The following is a 26148-nucleotide window of genomic DNA, read 5'->3' on the forward strand; positions in this document are numbered from 1 at the left end:
GACAGTGAAGTGACTGTAGCATTTGCAGGCACCACACCGGTAATATTTATCACGATGCTGTTGCCCGGACCCGCAGCGATATTGGCATTTACTGATATGTTATTACCACTGCCTGTAGCTGCGCTGATGACCTGTGAAGTACCGCCCGCAGTGGCAGTCCAGGTCACCTGGCTGATAGCTGCCGGTACTATATCGGTGATGTTCACGCCGGTAGCGTTGGAAGGTCCTGCATTGGAAGCCGTAATCACATAGCGAATAGTATCGCCTGCATTTACCTGGCCACTGCCTGTTTTGGTAATACTCAATACTGATTTACTGATTACCTGTGTAGTTACTTTAGATGTAACTGTTTTGCCGGCAGCATCTGTTGCACTGGCAGTGTTCACAATACTATCTGTGAAGCCCGGCGCAATTTTTCCGATGATGCGGATCTGAACAGTATTACCGTTTCCGGCGGCGATATTTGCTGTCAGGTTCACAGGGCTGCCCGTACCTGCAGCTGCGCCAATGATCTGCGCGTTTCCGGCCGTGGTGGCCGTCCAGCTCACATTGGTAACTCCCGCAGGAACTATATCACTGATCTTTACATTGGTGGCATCTGACGGACCTGTATTGCCTACTGTGATCACATATTGCAAACTGTCTCCGGCATTCACCGTTGGCGGCGCCACCTTCGAAATACTAATGCCCGGCGCATGCTGAATGGTTGTTGTTACGGTTGGAGAAGTGATAGTAGTTCCGTCTCCTTTAGTTCCGGTAGCGGTGTTGGTAATTGCAGTTGTTGTTACGTTTGCCGCGATGGTGCCATTCACTGTGATCTGTATCACATTACCCGCGCCTGCGGCGATGTCGCCCTGAAGCTGTATGTTATTACCCGTTCCAGTGACCGGTCCGGTTATCTGTGTATTACCGTTGGCCACGGCTGCCCAGCTTACGTTGGTTACTGCTGCAGGCACCACATCGGTGATCACAAATCCTTTTACATCAGACGGTCCCTGGTTGGAGGCGGTAATCACATAGCTGATACTGCTGCCGGCCTTAACGGTGGCCGGTCCTATTTTATCCAGTTTAACAGCTGCTTCTTTGGTAACTGTCATACTGGTAACGGAAGTATATTCATTACCGGTGCTATCGGTAGCCGTAGCAGTATTGGTGATATTGCCTTCGTAATCGGGATTTACCCTTCCGGTGATGGTCACCTGTATGCCGTTGCCCGTACCTGCCGGTACGCCGGCATTAAAAGAGATCCGGTTACCCACGCCTGAAACCGGGGTGCCGGGAGCCAGGGTGGCACTGCCTTTCAGGGCAATAGTCCAGTTTACATCCGTTATTTGCGGCGGCACTACATCTGTTACAGCAGCATTGATCAGATCAGATGGGCCATCGTTTGCGAGCGTTATTACATAACTGATGTTGTTACCGGCGATGGCTTTCTGCGGACCGGATTTTGTGAATTGTACGCCCGGTTTGTTGAGGATATGCGTATTAACAGAATCTCCGGAAACTATATTTCCCCGTATACTTACCTGCGCCTTGTTTTGTACGATACCTGATAATCCCGGTGCGATAGTGCCGGTAATCGTTACCAGGATATTATTGCCTGCACCTGCCGGAATGCTTCCGCGTACATTGATATTGTTACCGGTACCGGATGATGCACCTATCAGCGTACCACCCGTAGCCACTGCATTCCACGTTACCTGTTGCACTGCAGCAGGCACTATATCTGTAATAGTAACGCTATCGGCATCAGATGGACCATCGTTGGCTACCAGCAGCGTATAATTAATTATACCTCCTGCGGTCATAGAATCCGGTGCTGATTTATTGATTCTTATTGTTGCCCGTTTCTCCACTACTGTAATCACCGGTGGTGTATTTGTGGTCACCGTATTCAGGGTGTAAGCAGCGGTATTAGTAATATTTCCGGAGAAGGAAGCGGCGATACTACCACTTACGTTAATCACTATACGATTACCTGCACCTGCCGGTACGTTAGCTATCAAACTAACATTGCCGGTTCTGTTTGTAATATTGCCACCATTAATAGCGGCGGCGCCCTGTGCCACGGCAGACCATACCGGGTTTTGCAATTCAGCCGGAAGCAGGTCGGTTACTGTTACATTTGATGCATCAGATGGACCGTCGTTGCTCAAAACAAGGCTATAACTGATAGTGCTGCCAGCAGCGGCTTTTGGCGGACCAGACTTGATCAGCTGTAATCCCGGCTTACCGGTTACCTGCGTTACTACTTCGTTAGACGGATAATCCACTCCGCCGGTATGTGCATTGGCCTGGTTGCTTAATGCCCCTGTTTGAGAAGAAGGAATAGTAGCGGTAATCACTACGTGTATCACATTCGCAGCGCCCGCCGGAATGCTGGCGGTGAAGCTTACATTACCTGGTTGTTGTTGCAGGTTGCCACCGCTGATAGTAGCTGTACCCGCCGCAGTAGCCGACCACCGCACATTTTGCAGACCAGCCGGCAACGTATCTGTTACCAGGATATTGGTTGCATCAGACGGACCATCGTTATACACATCTACCGTATAAGAAATGGCGTTGCCTGCTGCTGCAGTATCCGGTGCTGCTTTCACCAGCCTGACACCACTAACGGTGGTGATCACCGTGGTTACTGTATCTGTGAGTGCAGCGCCTGTAAGAGGTGTTACCGTGGCTACGTTTACAAGCGTACCGGAAGCAGCAGGATCGGCTGTTCCATTTACCGTTACCAGGATAGTATTGGCGGCTCCCGGCGGTATAGTTGCCTGGAAGTTCACATTGCCGGATTGATTGCTGATGTTACCTCCGTTGATAACGGCGCTGCCACTGGCGGTAGCAGACCACAACGCATTCTTCAATGCAGGTGGCAGCACATCACTCACGGTAATTCCCTGCGCAGTAGAAATGCCGGTGTTGGTTACAGCGATAGTGTATGCTACCTGCGCGCCGGCAGCCACGGTGGCCGGGCCGGATTTACTGATACCAATACCCGGCTGATTAATAATCTGTGTATTTACTTCATTACTTAAAACTGATTGTCCGTTACCTTCAGCTACTGCCCTGTTCATAATATTACCGGTAAATGCAGGATCGGAATTACCCGTAATGGTTACTCTTATGAGTCCCCCTACCGGGATGTTGCCCGTCATATTCAGGGAATTACCGGTGCCGGTTCCTCCACTGATAATAGTGGCATTGACAGCGATGGCAGTCCATTTCACATTTTTCAATTCAACAGGAACAGTATCCCTGATGCTTACACCGGTGGCACTGGAAGGTCCGTTATTCCGGATGTCGAGTGTATACCTTACGGTGTCGCCACCGGCTATTTGTGCGGGTCCTGATTTAAGGATTGATAATCCTGGTACCGCAGTTACCTGCGTATTTACAGTCACCGTACCCGGTGTTGGATCTGTTACGCCTGTTGGTGGTGTAGCAGTAGCTGTATTGCTGAGTACCCCGCTGAATGCAGGATCTACAATGCCTTTTACTGTAATAGTAATAACACCACTGTTTGCCGGGATATCTCCTGTTAATGAAATGGCATTGCCGTTACCATTGCCAGTGGCTACTGTAGCGCCACCGGCGCCTATGGCTATCCACTGCACATTGGTAATACCCACCGGAACATTGTCTGTAATCACGGCCCCTGTTACGTTTGCAGGGCCTGCGTTATTTACTGTAATCACATAAGTGATTTCCTTACCTGCGGCTATTATTGCAGGAGCGGTTTTATTAATTCTCAGGTCAGCAGAATTGTTAATGGAAGTAACCACCGTACTTACTTTAGTGGTGCCTGCAGAAGCAGTAACGGTGTTAGTGATGGTACCAGCTGCAGCCGGACTCACATTACCGGTGATGGTAATGGTAATAGTACCGCTGTTGCTGCCGCCGATCGATGCTCTTTCATTGTTGATGGAGCCACTGCCGCTGAGGTTGACCATAGAAGCATTTCCACTTACCACTGCAGTCCACGTTGCTCCCGTAATCGCAGCAGGAATGTTATCTGTAACAAATACTTCATTTGCATCAGACAGCCCGTTGTTGCTCAGTACAATAGTATAAGTGATCTGGTCATTTACATTTACACTTGCCGGTCCTGATTTAGATACCTGCAAACCCAGATCGGTAGTGATGTTGGTGTGAATACTGCTGGTGTTATTGGCAGGATTGGTTTCCGTCACGGTAGCCGGAACTCCTACTACAGCAGTATTGGATATTGTACCGGTAGCCGCAGGGTCTACAGTACCGGTGATGGTAACCATCACATTGTTACCCGGACCTGCATCTACACTGGCATTCAGGCTAACCGTGTTACCGGTTAGCACAGGGCTGCCCGCAATTGCATTTCCACTTGCCAGTGCGTTTACACTGGTGATATGGATTACGCCCGGCACTACATCGGTGATAGTGGCAACATTTACATTGGAAATACCATTGTTGGTGACTAACAGCTTATAGGTAATTTCCTGTCCTGCTGCTATATTGGCCGGGCCGGATTTCACAATCACCATGTCCGCTTCCTTCGTTACATTGGTGATAACACTGGCGGTAGCAGGGTTGGTATTCGTCATACCCGGCGGCGGTGTTACTGTAACGGTATTAGTAACGCTGTTACCACTTACGGTAGCAGGGTCCAGCGTACCATTTACCACGATGTCAATACTACCCGTGCCGGCAGGTATATTAGCCTGCAGGGTCACATCTCCGGTACCACTACCTGCTGATGCAAAACTTCCTGCACCATTGGCAACAGCAGTCCATGTTGGTTGAAGAATACTGGTTGGAATAACATCCGAAATAGTAGCGCCGCTTATATTGGATGGTCCTTCATTGGTAACCGTAATGGTGTAACTTATTTTTTCACCGGCTACTGCGGTAGCGGGTCCACTCTTCACCACACGCAAACTGGCCTTGCGGCTGGTTGCTGTGGTTACATTGGAAACAAACGGCGTATCACCCGGAACAACGGCGGTAACGGTATTAGTGATTTCAGCACCGGCGAATTCCGGATCCAGTTTACCCGTTACCGTTATATCAACAGCATGTCCGGAAGATGCCGGAATATCAGCGGTGAGCTGAACATCCCCGGCGCCGTTATTACTGCTCACGGTAGTGCCGGTGCCGCTGGTAACTGCGGTCCATACCGGTTGAAGTATGGCCGGGTTAATAACATCGGTGATGTTGATGCTCTTCGCATCGGATGGACCTGCGTTAGACAGTCGGATGGTATAAGTAATAGTATCACCGCTGAATGCACTTCCCGGTCCGTTCTTGGTCAGCACGAGACGCGCAAGCGATGTTACTTTGGTAATCAGTGTATCCGTTACCGTTACTGGCAGATCAGGAGAAGTAACGTACGCCGTATTCCGCAACGGTACTCCCGTGTAGGCAGGATCAATCGTTCCTTCAATCGTTACCACTACTCCGTTGGTAGCACCGGCTGCAATATCTGCAGAGATGTTCACCAGGTTACCGGTGTCCAAAGCATTACCATGTATCACCGCATTTCCTGTTGCTACTGCCCTCCAGGTTACATTACCAATAGCAACCGGCACGGTATCTCTCAGTTGTAAGCCGGCAGCATCCGATGGACCGTTGTTATGCAGTGTGATCTGGTAAACAATCTTTCCGCCGGCAGGTACTTCTGCAGGTCCCGTCTTGCTTAAAATCAAGGCAGATTGTTTACCTATATGCGTAGTAGTTTCATTAGAAGTAACCGGTGTATTTCCGGCCGGTGTAACCGTAGCGGTATTCTTAATATCGCCGGTAGCTGCCGGGTTTACGGTTCCATGAATGGTCAGTGTAATACTGTTGCCCGCGCCCGCGGCAACAGCTCCGTTCAGGGAGATACTATTTCCGCTGCCGGCGCCTGTTTGTACAGATGCGTTACCAGCTGTTACAGCCGACCAGGTTACATTTTGCACCGCTGCCGGTACAATGTCTGCAATGGTAACGGCCGGCGCATCTGATGGACCAATATTGGTTACGGTGACCGTAAAGGTGATGTTACTGCCTGCAGGAATAGTGTCCGGAGCGCTCTTCACCACCTGGATACCAGGTGCATTGATCACGGTGGTAATAATGCTGTCGCTCCTCGCCGTGTCTTTACCCGGCACCACTACAGATGCCGAGTTAGTAAGGATTCCTGTATAACTGGCCGCCAGTTTACCGGTTATATTTACAAAGATGTGATTAGCGGTACCCGCAGTCAAATCTGCATCCAATGTTACATTATTGCCAGTACCGGTAGCGCCGCTGATAATATTTCCACTGCCGGTAACACTGCTTGTCCATTTCACATTGGTGATGGCAGCCGGCACAATATCCTGTATGATGATGCCGCGCGCATCAGACACACCAAAGTTGGTGATCACCAACTGGTAGCTCACTTCTTCGCCCGCCTTTATTTGCGCAGGACCTGTTTTGCTGATATCTATCGCAGGATCATTGGTGATTAAAGTAGTTACTGCTGCGTGTACCGTTGGGGCACCGGTAACCGATGCGGTGGCTGTATTTTGCAGCGTTCCCGCAGCAGCAGGACTAACAGTACCATCTATAGTAACCGTTACCGTACCACCGGCAGGAATGTTCGCTGTTACGGCCACTATATTACCATTACCGGTAGCTCCGGTGATAATAGCCGCACCACCACCTGTAGCGGATGTCCAGCTGATATTCTGTACAATAGCATTTACGCTGTCTGATATATTCACACCCGTTGCATCGGACACACCAGTGTTTTCTACCTGTAAAGTATACCGGATCCTACCGCCGGCGGAAACATCCGTTGTACCGGTTTTGGTGATCTGCAACACTGGTTTACTGATAATATGAGTTTGTACCGTATCTGATGTAACCGTGTTGCCGTTAACGACTGCTGTAAAATGATTAGACAGATTTCCCGTAGCGGATGATGCCAGCGTACCCTGCACCGTAATTATGATCGTTTCACCCGCACCCGCAGGAATATTACCGGTAACGTTTACCGTGTTACCGGTGCCGGTTGCACCGCTGACAATAGTAGCGCCTCCCGTAGTAGTAGCGGTCCACTGCGTATTTAGTAAAGACGCCGGCACCACATCAGTGATGGCTACATTAGTAGCATCAGACAAACCATTGTTGGTGGCTACCAGTGTATAGGTAACCGTTTGCCCTGCCACTGCGGTATCCGGAGCGCTCTTCAATAATGCTATGCCAGGATTACTGCTTACGGTAGTAACAACAGGATCTGATGTTACGGGGGTACCACCCACGGTACCAACAACAGCCCGGTTAGTAATTTGTCCGGTGAAAGATGGATTGATTTTACCTGTTACATACACCAGGATGTAGTTGCTGTCGCCCGCAGGAATATCGCCAATCAATTGTAATACGCCGTTATTAATATCCGCAGTAAAGTAAGATGCACTGCCATTCGTTACTACTTTTAACACCGGGTTCTGGATGGCTGCCGGCAGTGTATCATTCAGTGCTGCCTTAAACGCATCGGAAGGACCGCTGTTATTGATTTGCAGGAGATAGCTGATAGTGCTGCCTGCATCTGCGGTTGCAGGGCCGCTCTTCGTGAGTATCAGGCCCGGCGTGTTATTGATCTTCGTAATAATTTCGTTGGAATTAACAGGTTGCTGACCGGTTACACCTACCTCCGCAATATTGTTGATATTGCCGGTTGCGCCGGAACGCACCGTTCCATGTACTACAATAGTAATGGTGTTATTATTTCCCGCCGGAATATTAGCGTTCACTGTTAACGTATTGCCGTTACCGTTAGCCCCGCTATTGATCACAGCGTTGCCGGAGGCGGTAGCGGTCCAGGTCACATTAGTCAGGAGTGTGGCTCCTACCTCATCTGTAATAACCGCCTGCAGGGCATCTGAAGGACCGGTGTTAGTAACGGTAATCGTGTACGTGATGTCTGTTCCTGCATCTACTGTTGCGGGACCAGCCTTTACTATCTGTAGTCCGGGTTGGTTATCTACCACCGTTTTATTAACAGCAGTAACTGTAGTATCACCCGGCAATGCTGCGGTAGCGGTATTCGTTAGTGTATCCTGCGCACCGGATGCCACGGTACCATTGATTTGTACAATGATAGCATTGCCTGCGCCGGCAGGAATGTTCACCACTGTACTCACATTATTGCCCGTACCTCCTGATGCCGCTCCTGTGGCAATAGCTGCCGTACCGGTGGCCGCAACCGACCAGGTAGTACCAGTGATCGCAGCGGGTACTACATCCGTTAGTATTACACCTGTTGCATCTGAAGGACCAGCATTCACCAACCGCAGCACATAGTTGATAGCCTCACCAGCCGCTACACGACCTGTTGCCGGGCCTTGTTTAACCAGGGTAAGACCAGTACTATTTATCAGCGTGGTATTTACTGTATTGGAAGAAACCGGGGTGCCTGCCGGAGGCGTGGCGGTAGCTGTATTAGAAAGATTTCCGGTAGCAGCGGAATTTATAGTACCGCTGATATTTACAATGATGGTATTGCCCGCACCTGCAGGTAAACCAGCAGTGAAATTAACGGCGCCATTACCACCGGTTACGCTGGCAGTAGCACTGCCATTGGTGGTAACTGTCCATACCGGGTTTTGTATCTGCACAGGTACCTGATCTGCAATCACTACACCTGCTACATCGGAAGGACCGTTATTGACAATCGTTAACTGGTAACTGATACCAGTACCGGCTGTTCCGCTGGCAGGGCCGGTTTTCGTTAATTCGATATCCGTTTGCGGAGCCGGTGTATCGGTATCTGTTGCACTGTTGCCGGCCGGATTAATATTGTTGTAGCCAGACGGAATAACAATGGTGGCCGTATTTGTGAGCGGGCCGGTGTAACCGGATGGTATATCTATCGTTAACGTATATACGATTTCACTGCCTGCCGGGAGGTTCACCGGTTCATTAATGGGTCCGGAACCTGATTCTTTGGCCTGGGCTCCTCCGGAACTATTGGCGCTCCAGGAGGCAACAGTAATACCTGTTGGGAGCGGGTCCTGGAAGGTAGCACCGGTTAAATCCGATGGTCCGCTGTTCAGGATACTAATCTGGTAAGTGGTAGTAGTTCCCGCAGTATAAGTAGTAGTATTATCTGTTTTGGTAACCTTTACTTCCACCGACTTCGTCACTGGGGTAACTACCGTAGTAGTAGCCGGAGTAGGATCTGTAGTAGTGGCAGGCGGCGTTGCCTTTACACTATTGGTCAGGCTGGCACCTGTATATTGCGCCTGTACCTCGCCGGCGATGGTGAGCGTTACTGATTTTCCGGGCGTCAGCAGCGCTCCTGTCCAGTTGCCGCTATTGCTTGAATATGTGCCCTCAGACGGGGTATAGCTGTTGGCAATGAAACCATCCGGTAAAGAATCTGTTACCGTAAATGTTTCTGCTGCCAATACAGTAGAAGGCCCGTTATTGGTAACCGTAATCGTATAAGTAAGCGGCGATCCTGCAGTTGCGTTAGCCGGGGAAGCAGTTTTAGCAATGCTCAGATCTATTATTCCCATCTGCACAGTAATATTTACCGTACCAGTTGCACACGCGCCCTGGTTATCACATACCTGGTACCGGTAAAAATCAACACCAACGAAGCCTGCCTGTGGAGTATAGGTAAAGGTGCCATCCGTATTCTGCACAACAGTTCCATGAGCCGGCTGTTCAATCAAGGTAGTTGATACGGTAATAGGTTGATTTTCGGGATCGCTGTCGTTAGTCAGCACATTGCCGCTTACCGGTACATCCCTGGTGGTGGTATAATTATCTGTTACTGCCACCGGTGGGTTATTAGGCACTATACCACTAACTGTTGAAGTGTTATTGGCAGCAACAGGATCGGGCATATCTGCCGGGCTTACAACAGAAGCCGTATTGGTGATGGTATCACCACCAATAGCCGTAGCTGCTACATTACCGGTTACAGTAATAACAATTTTATTACCTGCCGCAAACGGCAGATCACCGGTTGGATTCACAGATGTACCTGTGCCGGTAGAAGGCCGTAAGCTAACACCCGCACCACTTACAGCAGAAGTCCAGGAAGCGTTCTCCATTTTTGCCGGCAGCAGATCCTGTACCTGGAAGCCCGAAACATTGGAAGGGCCCAGGTTTTCGATGGTGATGGTATAAGTAAGTGGGCTACCGGTTTTATAAGTGTTGCCTGCATCAGATTTGGTAATGGTCAGATCAGCCTGACGGGTATACGTTAATACCACCGTATCGCTTGCTGCTGCGCAGTTTCCGTTGGAGATAGTCCAAACGAGTGTAGCACTGGTATTGGGCTGCAGCGTAACATTGGTATTGGGATTACTATTATCCGCAATCGCGGCAGTGCCGCTGATCTGTGTCCAAACACCCGTACCATTTACCGGTGCGTTCGCACTCATCACAAAGCTGCCGCTGTTATTTTTTGTTTGATCGGGACCAGCATTGGCTGCATCCGGCTGCGCATATATGTGTATCTGTACTGTATCTACAGATGGTGTGCAGGAGCCATTGCTGATGGTCCAGGTAAGTACATAATTACCTGGCGTAAGGTTTTGTATACCCGTATTCGGCAGCGCCGCATCTGCAAATGTAACGGCGGCGGGCCCTGCTACCTGCAACCATGAGCCGGTACCGGTAGTGGCTGCATTAGCCGCCAGCGTAGTGGCGGTTACGTTACACAACTGTTGATCAGGTCCCCCATTTGCCACAGTAGGCAAGGCATCAATCTTAACGGCTACGGTATCTGTAATCACATCGGCGCAACCTGATCCTGCACTGCTCACCACCCTGCGGAACCAGGTACTTTGGCTCAGCACCGGCGCATCGTATAGCTGTTGAGTGGCGCCGGAAATATCTGTAAAGTTGATACTGTCTGTTGATGATTGCCAGCGGTAAGCATACGTTCCTGTTCCACCGTCAGGCGCAACAGGCTGACTGAATGCCACTGGATTACCACTTCCGCAAAACACCTGGCTGCCGCTGATTACGCCGGGTGTAAGCGTTGGGTTTACTTTAATCATTACCGCCAGGCTTGTATCACTGCAACTTCCTGCTGTAACTACTCTCCTGAACCAGGTAGTTTGCTGCAAAGCTGTTGGCGTGTAGTCTTTACCGTTAGATAGGCCAGGTACAGCTGTAAAACCGGCGGTAGCACTGGCAGTGCTGCTTTGCCATAAATATACCGGTGTTCCGGAAATGGCGGTGCCAATTAAAGGTGCAGGCGTATTGCCAAAACAAATGGACTGTTCGGCAGTCACATTATTACTTCCGATAGTAGGAGAAACGGGAATGGAATTCGTTAAGATGTTATTACAGCCGGTACCCGATGGCGCACCGTTACATTCCACGTCTGGATCTGTAGGCGAAGTGCTGGTGGCATTGGTGGCATCGGGATCTGTTACGTCGGCGGGACGGAGTATGCTCGATTTGGTTGTCAGGTTTCCACCAGGAGGCACTGCCGACACTGTACCTGAAATAACATAAGAGATCACTGCTCCGTTGTTCATATTCACCGTTGCGCTGTATGCATTACCAATAACGCCGCCGGATACAATCGTAGCGGTGCCGGTAATAGTGGGTGTTACCGTAACACCCGTTAAAGCCGCAGGGAAAGAGAAGTTAAACTTCGCTCCCAGCGCGGTATCCGGCCCGTTATTCCTTATGCTGGTGGTAAACGAAATCCTGCTGCCAACACAAATAGCGCCCACACTGGGATCGTTGTTTACTACCTGCAGATCTGCCTGAAGTTGCCGTACCGTTACCGTTGCCGAGATAGGTGCACTGAAAATATAAGCCCAGGTATCCAGCAAACTGTTATCGCCATAACTATTCGTATATTTATGACCGTTAGTGCTACTGTTAACTCCCGGACTGGCAGATGCGTTAATCGGTACCGGTGCGCCGGCGCCGGCGCCCAGCAGTTCATCATTCCAGTAAACGGTAGGATCGGGCGCATTGGAGCCATTGGTGCGTGTGATAACAATACCATTCGGATTATTTTCCACATCCATGTACGGGAAGTGAACTTCACCTGAAAACAATACTACCGATATATTAACGGTGGCGCCATTGGCTACATCTCCTCCCTGTCCGTTTTTACCGTCCCATAAAATGCTGTTAGCGCCTGAAACAGATGATCCTGTGATGATGCGGTCTATCGGATCATTCGTACTTCCGTTATTATTTACATCTATTGAAATTCTGAAATTACCATTCTGATTAGCGGTAAAACGGATATAACCACCGGCCAGGGGTGGTGTGCCGGATTGACCGGGTGTGCCTTCTTTTCCGGTAAAAGAAACATCGGTAACAGTAGGCACAACAGGGGTGCTGATCAGCCAGGTAGATGCTGCGGCGGTGCCCACCCAAACCGGAGCCGTGGTTGGCAGCGTATTATCCGGCGGGTTATAAAACATCTTCTGGGTAATATTGGTGGCGTCGTCCGGTAAAGTGGGATTGTGAAAGGAGTAAGCGCCACCGGCGGATGTAACCTGGACAAGGTCTACACTTTTATATACAGGCACACCTGTTGCTTTATCACGGGTGCCTTTGTTATTTACAAAAAAAGCAAAGAGGAAAGGTTGTATGCCATTACCGGCAGCGGTATAGGTAAAGCCATCTTTTGTGAGCACATTAAATTTACCATAAAAAGCAGAGCTGGCAGTACCGGCGTTTCCGGTAAAAATGTTCAGGTATACACGTCCTGATTTTTGTACCCCGGCACTGGCTACGGTGATATCCCAGGCCACGATGAGCGCCAGTGTACTTACCGCGGTTTGATTGGCGGTTGTCCAGTTGGCATTTGCAGCGGGAGGAGTATACCCTGTGCCTAATGCGGACGAAGGATTGGGTGAGGTGAATTCAACGGTCCATATACCTTCTTCAGCGGCCAATACGGTTCTGTTGTAAGCGCTGTAACCGCCGGCGGTGAGGGCAGCAGGCCCGGCGAGTTCTTCTGCCCGGCTGTTGATCCGTCCTGTGGTAATGGAAGTTCCCGTAGTATATACAGCACCGTTAGGCGCTATCAGCCTGGTGGTGCCCGATCCGATGCCCTGTGCGCTGGACCCGATATAGATCACCTCTCCCGCTTTCGCATATACGAACATTCTTCCGGGATTGATGATGTTCCCGATAAGCGCGCTGGTATTGGTAGAAGAACTGGTCATATAGGCCCTGTTTCCCTGGGCGCCTGAAGGATACATGTCCTTACTGCCTTCTGCCAGGCAACATACAGTAGGAAATAAGGCGAATAATACGATGGAACAAAGGGTCAAAAGTTTTCTCATAGAAACATTTTGCATCTCAGGCAACTGCTGAACAGACACATTTTCTAATCGCATTAACCCGGGGTTCAGGCAACTGTATTCGATTTCCAAAAAAAATAATACTGAAGAAAAAAAGACGAACTACTTGCTTACAGACGGCGCACGGATTCAATTTTGGTGTTTACTTGCTCCTAAGTGGCGAGGTAATGAACAGTACTCTTAGTGGGGATTATGAACTTGTCAGGAACCCTGACGAATTAGATTTTGGATACGGACTATAATAGCAAATGTATAGCGACCTCTCCATATAAAATGCAGCCCAATTATATTTTCTTTTTTAAAAGATTTATAAAAAATAATATAATGACATTCTTATATAAAAAGACACAAGGGTATCAACACAAAAAAACACCCTTCGCCTGACGGCAAAGGGTGCTTATATTTTTAGCGATGAACGCTGTTATTTATGCGAATCTTGGCTTCAGTTCATTAGCCAGGGTAACCATTTTCTTGATGCCATCTTCAGGCAGGTTACCTTTCTTGAATTCAGCGAGTACTTCCGGTAAGCGCACCTGCATTTCATTCAGGAAGGCTTCTTCAAAAGCACGTACCTGTTTAACAGGAACATCACGCAGCAAACCGTTTGTACCCAGGTAAATCATAGCTACCTGTTTTTCTACGGCGTACGGGCTGAACTGAGCCTGTTTCAGGATTTCCACGTTACGGGCACCTTTATCGATAACTGCTTTGGTAGCAGCATCCAGGTCACCACCGAATTTGGAGAAGGCCTCCATTTCGCGGTATTGAGCCTGATCGAGTTTCAGGGTACCAGATACTTTCTTCATGGATTTGATCTGTGCGTTACCACCCACGCGGCTTACAGAGATACCTACGTTGATCGCAGGACGGATACCGGCGTTGAACAGGTTACCTTCCAGGAAGATCTGACCATCGGTGATGGAGATTACGTTGGTAGGGATGTAAGCAGATACGTCACTCGCCTGTGTTTCGATGATTGGCAATGCTGTCAGGGAACCACCACCTTTTACCAGGTGTCTGATAGATTCAGGTAAGTCGTTCATCTGTTTTGCGATGGCATCATTGCTGATGATTTTCGCAGCACGCTCGAGTAAACGGCTATGCAGGTAGAATACGTCACCAGGATATGCTTCACGGCCAGGAGGACGTTTCAGCAACAGGGATACCTCACGGTAAGCAACCGCCTGTTTGGACAGATCATCATAAACGATCAGTGCAGGACGACCTGAGTCACGGAAGAATTCACCGATTGCAGCGCCGGCAAACGGAGCGTAGAACTGCAGCGGTGCAGGATCAGCAGCATTAGCCGCTACGATGGTAGTGTAAGCCATAGCGCCTGCTTCCTGTAATGTTTTCATTACACCGGCAACAGTAGATGCTTTCTGGCCAATTGCCACGTATATGCAATAAACAGGTTTACCTGCATCATAAAATTCTTTCTGGTTGATGATCGTATCAATACAGATCGCTGTTTTACCTGTTTGACGGTCACCAATTACCAGCTCACGCTGACCACGACCAACAGGGATCATCGCATCAATTGCTTTTACACCTGTTTGCAGTGGTTCTTTTACTGGTTCACGGTACAGAACACCCGGTGCTTTACGCTCCAGCGGCATTTCATACAGTTCACCTTTGATAGGGCCTTTACCATCGATAGGCTCACCCAGTGTATTGATTACGCGGCCAACAACACCTTCACCCACGTTAATGGAAGCGATCTTCTTGGTACGACGTACTTTATCACCTTCTTTAATACCTGCTGACTGACCCATCAATACCACACCCACGTTGTCTTCTTCCAGGTTCAGTGCAATTGCTTTTACGCCATTGCTGAATTCAACCAGTTCACCATAACCTACATTGCCTAATCCGTATATGCGGGCAATACCATCACCCACCTGTAATACAGTACCTACCTCTTCCAGGTCGGCAGAAGCATTGAAGTTGCTTAACTGCTGGCGTAAAATCGCCGAAATTTCATCAGGTTTAATATCAACCATAATTATGATTTTAAAAAAAGTCGTTAGAGAAAATTAGTATAACGACAACAGCTTTGCGTGTACGCAGCGGCTGCTGTATAGATTAACGTAAGTCAGATACGTAAATGTTCTTGTTAAACTGTTGTTTAATATCTTTCAGATCACGCAGGATAGAAGCATCGAACAACTGGTCGTTGGCTTCCAGTACGAAACCGCCGATCAGGTCAGCATTCACCGCTGCTTCCAGCTGGATCTGCTGCGTTGTTTCGCTGGCAATTTTCTGTTTGATCACATCCAGGGTGGTATTATCCAAAGCAACAGCGGTAGTGATTTTCACCGGGCTGATGTTTTTCAGTACCATGTACTGGCGGGTAAACTCAGTGGTCATTTCAGCCAGTGCGCTTTCACGGCCTTTGGTCACCAGCAGGTTGATAAAGGAAATGGTAGTAGCACTGATGCGGCCATCCAGTATGGCGGCCAGTATCTTCTGCTTTTTATCGGCCTTTATGATAGGGCTTTTAAGCAAACTCACCACATCGGGGTTGCTTTTCATCACCTGTTGTAAGAACAGCATGTCTGTATGCACCACTTCCAGCTGGTTCAGTTCCTGAGCCAGTCCTATCAATGATTTTGCATACCGGGATGCTAAACGGGGATTCTGCATATTAAAAAAGCTTTTAGCTTTTAGCGGTTAGCCTGTAGAGCTAATGGCTAATATCTTAGTTCAATTTGATTTCTCCTGCCAGTTGTTTCACGTAACCTTCCTGTGCTGTTTTATCAGCCAGTTCTCTTCTCAGCACTTTCTCTGCTACTTCAATCACGAGGTTACCTACCTGGTTTTTCACATCCGTTAACGCAGCCATTTTCTGGTTTTCGATAGCGGTGTAAGCTTCACTGATGATCTTCTTTGCTTCTGCCTGCGCTTGTGTTTTGGCTTCGCTGATGATCATATCTTTCGCGTCTTTAGCTTCTTTCAGGATCTTGCTTCTTTCAGCTTTAGCTTCCGCCAGCACATGTTCATGTTCAGCTTTCATCTGGGCCATTTCTTCCTTTACTCTTTCTGCAGTAGCGATAGATTCAGTGATGGAACCTTCCCTTTCCTTCAGGGTAGCGAGGATGGGAGTCCAGGCGAATTTTTTCAGAATCAGGAAAACGACGATGAAAATGAATAATGAAATAAGAAACAAGCCTAACGCGGGTTGCAACAGATCCATATAATTAGAATTTTATTATTTTTTTGATGTTGATATTTTCTGATTTCAGGTAGTTTGATGATTTGTCTGTAACAAAAGATTACTGCATCCATTGCCCTGTGCGCCGGATGCAGTAAAAAGTTTGGCTTACAGAACTACCGCCAACAGACCAGCGATTACACCGAAGAGAGCAACACCCTCAACCAGCGCAGCAGCCAGGATCATGTTCGCACGGATGTCGTTAGCAGCTTCTGGTTGACGAGCGATAGACTCCAGAGCGCTCTTACCGATGTTACCAACACCAATACCAGCAGCGATAGCCGCGATACCAGCACCAACAGCACCACCAGCTTTAGCCAGACCAGATGCAGCAGCAGCCTGCAATAAAATAGACAAAAGTGCCATAATGAATATGTATTTGAATTATAAAAAATTTCGATTTAATAAAGCGGTTGGTATTTAACTTTTTGGCAAAGGCTAAAAGCTAATTCCTGTATGCTTAGTGGTGTGCCTCATCGTGTGCACCTTCCATTGCCTGGCCAATAAATACGGCTGTCAGGTTAGCAAAGATGAACGCCTGGATAAATGCTACCAGCAATTCCAGCATCATCATTACAATGTTGAACAGAACAGTGATAGGCAGGAAGCCATAACCGGCTGCCTTATTTAAAGATCCGAAGATGAACACCAGGGATATAATACTCAGGATGATAATGTGACCTGCCAGGATATTGGCAAATAACCTGATCATCAGTGAAACCGGCTTGGTAAATACACCGATCAGCTCTACCGGCGCCAGGATAAACTTAACGCCAAACGGAACCGGAGGATTGAAAATGTGACCCCAGAAATGTTTGTTGGTGCTGAACATAGTGGCAATAAAGCTGATGATAGCCAGTGCCGCCGTTACCGCCAGGTTACCTGTTACGTTGGCAGAACCAGGCAACAGACCCAACAGGTTGTTTATCAAAATGAAAAAGAATATCGTCAGGATAAAAGGCGTATACCTTTCTGCATGCTTACCGGGAATATTAGGCTTTACCACTTCATCGCGCATGAAAATGATCACCGGCTCCATCAGGCTCTGGAAACCTTTAGGGGCTTTCTTGGAACCACGTACCCTGTAAGCCTTCGCTACATTCAGCATCAGGATTACCAGCAATACCGCAGCAATGATCATGGAAGTGATATTCTTGGTCATGGAGAAATCATAGATCGGCTCGTCGGTTGGATTGCCATTGGCATCCACTGCGATCACCTTGCCATCCATGTATTTGGCCGGATCCAGCCCTTTCTCATGCAGGTAGTGCGCGTTTACCAGCTGGTAACCATCATACGCCGCATGACCATGCTCAAATTTAGAAGACGAAAATACGGAGGTACCGCGTGCAGGATTGTAAATGATCACCGGTAACGGAACAGTTACGTGTTTTTCACCAATGCTGAACAGGTGCCAGTCGTGGGCATCCTTTACGTGTCCCAGAATTACTTCCTTAGCATCAAATTTTTTAGGCTCACCTTCTTCTCCCCCCTTACCTTCTTCTCCTTCATGAGGGGCAGTTGCTGCCGTTTCATGGTGGGAAACTTCCTGTGCAAAGGAAAAATTACTAAAACTGTGCAGGCCTAAAACCAACACAAGTGCTACCATTCTATGTTTGAACCAATTGAAAGAAATCACCGTTTTCTGAAATTTTGCGCAAAGATACTCGTTTTTATCTTCAAAATTAAGCGACTACGGAAAAAAAGTAAGATATATCGTAATTATACTGATAACCAGCTTCTTGTAACTAAAAAATGACTGTTTTTTTCCCATAAAAAAAGGCTGTTGAAATCAACAGCCCGTTAAAGTATTTCATATTAATATTTTCTTAATTCATTTTCCTATACCTTACTCACGTTAAACTGCATACTATGCAGCTTGAAGTAAAACCCTTCCTGCTTCAGCAACTCCTCGTGGGTACCCATCTCCTTAATTTCCCCCTTATCCAGCACGATAATTTTATCTGCCTTACTGATGGTAGAAAGACGGTGCGCAATAATAATAGCGGTACGGTCGGCAATCAGCTTGTCAATCGCCTGCTGGATCATCATTTCCGACTCGGTATCCACAGATGACGTAGCCTCATCCAGCACGAGGATGGCCGGATCGTACAGCAACGCCCGCACAAAGGAGATCAGCTGACGCTGCCCCAGGGAAAGGGTGCTGCCCCGCTCCATCACCTGGTAGTCGTACCCGCCAGGCAGCTGCATGATAAAATCATGGATCCCTATCAGCCGGGAAGCCTCTTCCACCTTCGCCCTGCTGATATTGCTGTTGTGCAACGTAATGTTATCATAAATGGATCCGGCAAACAGGAATACATCCTGCAACACCACCCCTATTTTGCTGCGCAACGATTCCAGCGAGTAAGCCGGCAGCTCAATGTCATCGATCCGGATACTACCTTTCTGAATTTCATATAACCTGTTCAGGATACTGATGATGGTAGTTTTACCGGAACCGGTATGCCCCACAATCGCCACCGTATCCCCCGGATTTGCATGAAAGCTGATGTTTTTCAGCACATAACGATCATCTATATACGCAAAACTTACATTATCAAAGGTGATAGCGCCTTTCATCTTCTCAGCGCTCTGGCGCCCCCTGTCGGGGATATAATCCTGGTTGTCCAGTACTTTAAATACCCGTTCGCTGGCCACCATACCCATCTGCAGCGTATTGAACTTATCCGCCAGCATCCGCAGCGGGCGGAACAGCATATTGAGGTACATGATAAACGCGATCATCACTCCCTGGGTTACTTCGTAATTCAGCACCTTGTTGGCGCCCCACCATACCATTAATCCCAGGGAAATAGCCAGGATAATTTCCACTACCGGGAAGAAAACGGAATAAGCAAAAATGGCGTCAATATTCGCTTTGCGATGCTCCCTGTTAATATGTTTGAAACGGGCAAACTCCCTTTTCTCCGCCGTAAACGCCTGCACCACTACCATCCCCGTGAGATGCTCCTGCACAAAGGCGTTGAGCGCCGACACCGCATTACGGACCCTGTAAAAGGATTTATTCACACTTTCTTTAAAGATATAGGTAGCAAAGATCAGTATCGGGAAAGGCGACAGGCTGATGAGCGTCAGGCGCCAGTCTTCCATAAACATCACCCCCAATATGGCAATGATCATCAGCAGATCCGCCACAATAGAAATAATCCCTTCGGAAAACACATCATTGATCGCTTCAATATCATTGATCGTTCTTGTAGTGAGCGTGCCAATAGGGGTTTTATCAAAAAATGCCAGGTTCAGGTGTACAATCTTTTTATACACCGTTACGCGCAGGTCTTTCACCACAGATTGTCCCAGCCAGTTGGTGAGGTAGGAAAAATAGAACCGGACCACTGTTTCCAGCAATAACAACCCTATCTGTACAACAGTAACCAGGATCAGCATCTGCATCAGCTGACCGGCTATATATTTATCAACCGTTACCTGGATCAGGTAAGGGCGTAACGGGGAAATAGCGGCCAGTACAACCGTTAATATCATGGAGATGTAGAAGGATCGTTTGTAAGGGGCCGCGAATGAGAATATGCGCCGTAATAAACTGAAATCAAATACTTTCTTTACCGCAAGATTTTCCAATGTGCCAGGTTTAAACTACTCAACAAACGTACGATAAAAAATAATTACGCCGGAGGGTTTACAGGCCACCCGGGATATACAAAAAAGAAAGGCGCAGGAATCCTGCGCCTTTCTGTAATATGCTGATAAAATACGTTACTTCTTTTCGTCTTTCATAATTTGCTTGTAAGCTTTAATGAATATGGCGCCGAGGTTTTTATGAGGCGGTACATAATCACTGAAAAGGTCCTTGTTACGGGCATCTCCTGCAAATTTCTTCGTGAGCTGCGCCCACATGATCACCCAGTCCACATTTTTACCGGAACGTACCTGGTCTTCCAGGCTGTGAATGATCGGTTCATTTACAAAACGGGTACCTACCTGTTTGGAAGAAATGATATGCGCTTCCGGTGATTTCTCCAGTACGGTAGCCAGGTTATGATAACCGCCACAGGAGCCCAGCACTACTATCTTAGCGGAGCTCTGGAGATTTTCCAGTGTGGTATTGATATGATAACTGTGGCCGCGGTGAATGAAAATGGTAGGATGGATATCGTTTTCATCCAGGTATTCAGACAGTTTGGAAATCGCCTCTTTATCCGCAGGTTCATCTGTGGGCAGGTTTGCATAAATGGTAGTGGCTTTTCCTTTCAGCGAAGTGATGGTAGCCCAGTATTTATTTTTGCTCACTCTCCAGTCGGACGAAGGGAAATTGGTCATGAAGCTGGCGAAAGATTCCTGTCCGTCTTTATCTCCATAAAAAAATACCTGCTGGTATACCCTGCCACTGTCGCTTTCCAGCGTATTATAGGTAACATAATTGATTGGCGGCAGCTGGAGCTTGGCAGCCATATCGGTGGCTTTGGAAGAATCGTTTTCTGATTTTGATTCGGTTTCAAACAAGCTGCTGAGCAGTTGATAGATAACCGTACCGCGTTTATCACTATGCTTTTTTACGTAGTTCAGGTTCTTCTTCACTTCCACACGGAGGAATTCCAGCAGTTTCTCGTCGCGGATACTGCCAAAGGAATTCGCTACGTCCACCGCATCTTCCAGGTCTTCGGTTTTTTCCAGGTTCTGCACATATTTCTGCATGAGATAGTTGGAATTTTCCGGGGCCATAGATTTCAGGAAGTGATCCAGGGTATTGAAGCCGGCAGCCATTGCGATGAACTTCTTGAAGCGGTCGAAATTCACCACCATCAGTAAGCTGTCGCCACGCGGAGGTTTCATGCGAAGCATCATCTGGTCGTATAAACCGGCGTTGCTGTGATTGGTATAGCTGGAGGTATACAGTTCTTCCTGGCCGTTGATGATCAGGTAGTAGAGTTCTTCCGGCGTAAAGTTTTTAACGATGGCGAACCTCACCGGGGCGGGTTCTTCATGCAGGTCGTTTACCGAGCGGATATACAGCAGCGATTTTGCCTGCATGTTTTCCATCATGGCTTTCAGGCCGAATGGATTTTGCCCGTCAGCTTTCAGTTTCTGCAACGCGATGGTGGACTTCACCATTTGTTTGAAGTACTGGTAGTCGTTGTCTACAATGGCTTCCAGTTTATCAACAGTGGTGGTGCCGGCCAGGAGTTCATCTATAAAAGGTAATATCTTGGTGCTTTGGGGCGACTGTCCGATGCGTACAATCTGTTGTACAATAGGATCCTGGTTACGCTTGATGGCATTGGCCATTGGCGTGTAGGAGGTAGCGTAGGTAAGTACCTGGTTGGGGTATTTACGGGCTACGGCGGCTACAATGGAATCGGTGCCCGGATAGTTGAGATAATCTCCCAGTTTGGGCATTACGGTTTCAAGGTTGCTGAAAGCATATTTTGTGAATACCTGTCCCCTGGCTTCTTTGTAGCCGGGGTTATCCCGGAAGGATTCGATGATCCTTTCGGAGGCGTCGTAAGAAAGGTTATTGATATAGGGCAAAATGCTTTGTCCTTTGATATCCGCATGCATCATATTGCGGAAGGCGGCTATCATAGCGGGCGCTTCTTCCGGGTCGATGTTACGGCGCGAACGTTTCTGATTATAATCTTTCAGCGTTACATAGATGGCAGAAAGGTACTTTACTTTCAGCCGGTGATCCAGTGAATCGTTGTCTTCTATCTCCTGCTGCATGTCGTCTACCTCCTTGATCAGGGCGTTGGTTACCTGCAGGTTGATAGTCTGGTCATCAGATACTTTTACGAGGTCATCAGCTTTGCCATCAAACTTGGCGGCAGCGGCCTGTTCTTTATCGATGTTGTCATGAAATCCCTGTCTGCTGATTGGAATCGGATGGTGGCTGCTTTGTGCCTGCATTTGGCTGACCGCCAGGACCGTCAGCGTCATTATTAATAAAAATCTTCTCATACTAAAGTGATCTTTTCGCAAGGACCAGATAGCAAATTTACAACCAAATACAGAGTTTGCCAGCACTTCGTTGCTATCTTTTGTTTTTTAGCGGGAAATATATTTTAATTATTCTATCTATAACTAGAACTGTCGTTTGCAGCCTGTGACCGGTTCAAAATAATCGTGAAAAAGAAGGTGGTTATTCAGTATGATCATAATCACCTCCCTATGAATGTTGAATAATTGGCATATTGATACAGCATTGTTATTTGGCGTACCTTGCCTTGGAACGCGGAAAACCAGTCTGATATTGAATTAACAATTTCATAATGTTAATTTTCCATTAATCACGGAGATGGCTTTATAATTTTGTCCCGTCTTTTTAAAAGCAAAATTTATGATAGACCAAGCGGTTGCAGGAAAAATTCTGGTAGTAGATGACGAATTGGATATTCTGGAAATTATCAGTTACAATCTCAAAACAGCGGGTTACGATACCGTAACAGCGAAAGACGGCAGCGAGGCTATCCAGAAAGCAAAAATATTCAGACCGGATCTGATTATGCTGGATATCATGATGCCGAACAAGAACGGGATCGATACCTGCCGCGAAATCAGGAAGATCCCTGAGTTCAAAGACACGATGGTATTGTTTTTAACTGCGCTCAATGATGAAAAATCTGAAGTAGACGGGCTGAACATGGGAGCGGATGACTACATCGCCAAACCCATTAAACCCAAATTGCTGGTAAGCCGCATCAACGCGCTCTTCCGCCGTTTGCACAAACCAGAGGAAACCCGTGTAACACTGGGCGACCTGATCATCGACCGGGAGAAATTCACGGTGACGTACAAAGGACAGGAAATCATCCTGGCGAAAAAAGAATTTGAACTGCTGCAGTTACTGGCTTCCAAACCCGGCCGTGTGTTTCTGCGCAACGAAATCCTTAACCAGGTATGGGGTACTGAAGTGATTGTGGGCGACCGCACCATCGATGTACACATCCGTAAAATACGCCAGAAAATAGGGATCGACCTGATCACTACTGTAAAAGGCGTTGGCTATAAATTTGAAATGTAGCCACCCGCCCCGTTAGCCTTTGGCTGTTGGCAGTACAGTGCCGGCAGCCTGTTCAAATCCCACCAAAACATCGTTCTCCGGCAGGCAAATGCCGGCGGTCAAAAGCTATTACTGTTGTCAAGTAAAAAATTTAAAGTAATTTCCCATTATTACCTTAATTACTCACTTTGGAGTATGTTTAAAGCAAAAAACCTGTCCCCTCAGAAGTTAGCGGGATTTACAGCCCTGGTGATATCAGCCGTTATTGCACTGGGCAGCCTGGTGATAGATGGCAACTGGAAAGTAGTAGTGGGAGCCTTTGTGCTGACTTTCCTGGTATCATATTACCTGTACCTTTATACCCTGCAGAATTTTATTTACAGGAAGATAAAGCTGATCTATAAATTCATTTACCAAACGAAAGCGTCCAAGAGAGAAGAGTTTTTCCAAAAGAATATTCTTCCCCTGAAAACTATTGAAGAAGTAAGTGAAGATGTGGAAAAATGGGCCAGCCAGAAAAAGGAAGAACTGGACAACCTGCGCCGGAACGAAGAGTTCCGTAAAGAGTTCCTGCTGAACCTTTCCCACGAGCTGAAAACGCCCATTTTTGCCGTTCAGGGCTATATTCACACCCTCCTGGATGGCGCGCTGGAAGATCCCAACGTAAATAAGCTGTTCCTGAAAAACGCCACCAAAAACATCGACCGCCTTTGCCGGCTGATCGATGACCTGGATGAAATATCCAAACTGGAAAGCGGCGAAATGACGGTTAATGCCGAAGTATTCGTAATCCAGGACCTGATCAAAGATGTGTTTGATACCCTGTCGCTGAAAGCCAATACCAAAGGCATTAAATTCAGCATCAAGAAAGGCTGCGAAGCACCGCAGCCGGTATACGCCGATAAAGAAAAGATCCGCCAGGTACTCATTAACCTGGTAGATAACTCCATCAAATACGGCAAACCGGACGGGCATACCATTGCCAGCGTTTACAGCATGGATGGAAAAAGAGTGCTGATCGAAATTTCCGACGATGGTATCGGCATGGCAGAAGAACACCTGCCGCGTGTATTTGAACGGTTTTACCGTACCGACAGGGCGCGCAGCCGCGATATTGGCGGTACCGGCCTCGGACTCGCTATCGTAAAACACATTGTGGAAGCCCACGACCAGTCCATTACCGTGCGCAGCAAGCCCGAAATAGGCAGTACGTTTGGGTTTACGATGGAATCCGGAAGAGAATAAAGTAATCAGAAACGATACTGCATCCTGCAGGTAAGCACATTATCTTTCAGGTCGTCCTTGTAACCATCCAGATCGGTGCTTTCGTTGGTTACCCAGTCATAATACACCATGAACTTCAGGTGTTCGTTTGCATAATACAGGTAGCCAATACCCACAGTGTTATAGCGTATATCCGCGGGAGTGAGTCCTGCGCCGGGAGCGCCGATGTCTTTCCCTTTCGCTTTTGTATTGGGGTCGTACCAGTCGTATTTGAGTACAGCCTGGTGTTTTATGCTACCCAGGTTTTGAATATAATAGAGATAAGCCCCGTCGAAATTGCGGATATAGAGGGGTTGCAGCCTTCCGTCGGCCTCCACCGGTATAACGCCCGGCGTTTCGGTAGTTAAGGCAGTAGCTGTTTGCCGGCCGCGGAGGTACTCGGCCCTAAACTGGGTAAATCCTTTCCCTTCTCCATTGGAAATCTTCCATTGCACATCTGCGCCGTAATAATGCCGGGGCGCAATTTTCCCAACATTGGATACCGAGGAATCTATCATAAAAGCAGGCTTGCCGTCGGTGGTCCCCATGGTGCGGATCTGCTTTGTAAACTGCTGCATACCGCCGTACAACACGGAAACCCCACCCGATAACTGGCTTTTTGTACCCTTTATTTTCCGTGGCTTTATGGCAATGCGGCCTATAAAATCTTTATGGCTGTCGAAGTCGGTAGTGGCCGTGAGTCCCTGCCCGTTGAAAGCCCCCACATCTATTTTGAGGAAACGCAGGGGATGATCCTTACGGCGGGGTTCAAAAGATACCATTGCCCCGAGGTCACGCTCTGTTCGCATCAGGATCTGTGACATCCGCCCGCGCTCGGGGGTTTCACGATCTGCCGACGAAAGGTTTACCTCATAACCAAAAGGACGGGCAAACATCCCTCCCACCAGTGAGAACAAATTGAATTTCGTCTCAAAAAAACGACCATAGAAATCGCGGATATTTACACCTCTTTCTGTTCCGTCGAACTGAAAAGCAAACTGCACTACCGGCATATCCTGTTTGTTGTAGCGCTCATAATCCACCCGGATACGTCCCCGTCGCAGGGTAAAGCGATTATCCGAGGCTGCCGGAAAATTTCCCCCCGCGTAGCTCTGGGCACCTCTCGACTGCGCCATCTGGAATTGGGGCTGGATATAGCCGCTAAAACGCAGCGCATCGTACTTCATATACATGGATATCATCCCCTTTCCCATTTCAGTGGTAGTGTCTATCATATCCATGAGGAATTGCGCACGGGCAGTTCCCGTGAAACATAACATCAAAATAACGATCGGAAAAATTCTGGCAGTGCGCATCAGGTTCTGAAATTATTGCGCAAAAGTATAGAATTAGCCTTTATTTAACCCAGTTGTTTAAAGCGGGAGGCCTTAAAT

Annotated in this window: 11 protein-coding genes; 2 read left to right on the forward strand and 9 right to left on the reverse strand. The window is 48.0% G+C overall.

What is annotated here, in order from left to right; all coding sequences use genetic code 11:
* From B5Z18_RS32330 to B5Z18_RS18655, 8 genes are all read right to left on the reverse strand, one after another.
* A partial coding sequence (locus B5Z18_RS32330; protein ID WP_159454355.1) for an Ig-like domain-containing protein occupies window positions 1-13280 on the reverse strand: 13280 nt, incomplete at its 3' end.
* Window positions 13281-13723: 443 nt separating this feature from the next.
* Window positions 13724-15301 carry a F0F1 ATP synthase subunit alpha gene (gene atpA, locus B5Z18_RS18625; protein ID WP_079471013.1) on the reverse strand — a complete coding sequence of 526 codons (1578 nt, stop codon included), beginning with the start codon at window positions 15299-15301 and terminating at the stop codon, window positions 13724-13726.
* A gap of 82 nt (window positions 15302-15383) precedes the next feature.
* Window positions 15384-15944 carry an ATP synthase F1 subunit delta gene (gene atpH, locus B5Z18_RS18630; protein WP_079471014.1) on the reverse strand — a complete coding sequence of 187 codons (561 nt, stop codon included), beginning with the start codon at window positions 15942-15944 and terminating at the stop codon, window positions 15384-15386.
* Between the two features lie 55 nt (window positions 15945-15999).
* On the reverse strand, window positions 16000-16494 hold the full coding sequence (gene atpF / locus B5Z18_RS18635) for a F0F1 ATP synthase subunit B (RefSeq protein ID WP_079471015.1): 495 nt from the start codon (window positions 16492-16494) through the stop codon (window positions 16000-16002).
* A 126-nt stretch (window positions 16495-16620) separates the two neighbouring features.
* On the reverse strand, window positions 16621-16878 hold the full coding sequence (gene atpE, locus B5Z18_RS18640) for an ATP synthase F0 subunit C (RefSeq protein ID WP_079471016.1): 258 nt from the start codon (window positions 16876-16878) through the stop codon (window positions 16621-16623).
* Window positions 16879-16972: 94 nt separating this feature from the next.
* Window positions 16973-18121 carry a F0F1 ATP synthase subunit A gene (atpB, locus tag B5Z18_RS18645; protein ID WP_235015958.1) on the reverse strand — a complete coding sequence of 383 codons (1149 nt, stop codon included), beginning with the start codon at window positions 18119-18121 and terminating at the stop codon, window positions 16973-16975.
* A 233-nt stretch (window positions 18122-18354) separates the two neighbouring features.
* A complete protein-coding gene (locus B5Z18_RS18650) occupies window positions 18355-20115 on the reverse strand; it encodes an ABC transporter ATP-binding protein (RefSeq protein WP_079471018.1) in 1761 nt (586 codons plus the stop codon).
* Between the two features lie 135 nt (window positions 20116-20250).
* Entirely contained in the window at window positions 20251-22449 is a 2199-nt protein-coding gene (locus B5Z18_RS18655; protein WP_133256264.1) for a hypothetical protein, read from the reverse strand.
* Window positions 22450-22828: 379 nt separating this feature from the next.
* Here B5Z18_RS18655 and B5Z18_RS18660 point away from each other — a divergent pair, with 379 nt between their 5' ends.
* The gene (locus B5Z18_RS18660) at window positions 22829-23512 is read left to right on the forward strand and encodes a response regulator transcription factor (protein WP_079471020.1); all 684 of its coding nucleotides are present in this window, start codon (window positions 22829-22831) and stop codon (window positions 23510-23512) included.
* Between the two features lie 174 nt (window positions 23513-23686).
* Window positions 23687-24736 (forward strand): sensor histidine kinase, encoded by a 1050-nt coding sequence (locus tag B5Z18_RS18665; RefSeq protein WP_168771500.1) that lies wholly within the window; start codon window positions 23687-23689, stop codon window positions 24734-24736.
* Between the two features lie 5 nt (window positions 24737-24741).
* Here B5Z18_RS18665 and B5Z18_RS18670 read toward each other — a convergent pair whose 3' ends face one another.
* Window positions 24742-25989, reverse strand: coding sequence for a porin (locus B5Z18_RS18670; protein ID WP_235015959.1), 1248 nt, complete (start codon window positions 25987-25989; stop codon window positions 24742-24744).
* Window positions 25990-26148: the final 159 nt, after the last annotated feature.

The organism is Chitinophaga ginsengisegetis (genome assembly GCF_900168065.1).
GTDB classification, from domain to species: Bacteria; Bacteroidota; Bacteroidia; order Chitinophagales; family Chitinophagaceae; genus Chitinophaga; species Chitinophaga ginsengisegetis.

Coding starts and splice junctions, on each gene's coding strand:
- B5Z18_RS18655 (WP_133256264.1), bottom strand. CDS start 22,449: ATGAGAAGATTTTTATTAATAATGACGCTGACGGTCCTGGCGGTCAGC.
- atpH (WP_079471014.1), bottom strand. CDS start 15,944: ATGCAGAATCCCCGTTTAGCATCCCGGTATGCAAAATCATTGATAGGA.
- atpF (WP_079471015.1), bottom strand. CDS start 16,494: ATGGATCTGTTGCAACCCGCGTTAGGCTTGTTTCTTATTTCATTATTC.
- B5Z18_RS18665 (WP_168771500.1), top strand. CDS start 23,687: ATGTTTAAAGCAAAAAACCTGTCCCCTCAGAAGTTAGCGGGATTTACA.
- atpB (WP_235015958.1), bottom strand. CDS start 18,121: ATGGTAGCACTTGTGTTGGTTTTAGGCCTGCACAGTTTTAGTAATTTT.
- atpA (WP_079471013.1), bottom strand. CDS start 15,301: ATGGTTGATATTAAACCTGATGAAATTTCGGCGATTTTACGCCAGCAG.
- B5Z18_RS18660 (WP_079471020.1), top strand. CDS start 22,829: ATGATAGACCAAGCGGTTGCAGGAAAAATTCTGGTAGTAGATGACGAA.
- atpE (WP_079471016.1), bottom strand. CDS start 16,878: ATGGCACTTTTGTCTATTTTATTGCAGGCTGCTGCTGCATCTGGTCTG.
- B5Z18_RS18670 (WP_235015959.1), bottom strand. CDS start 25,989: ATGATAGACACTACCACTGAAATGGGAAAGGGGATGATATCCATGTAT.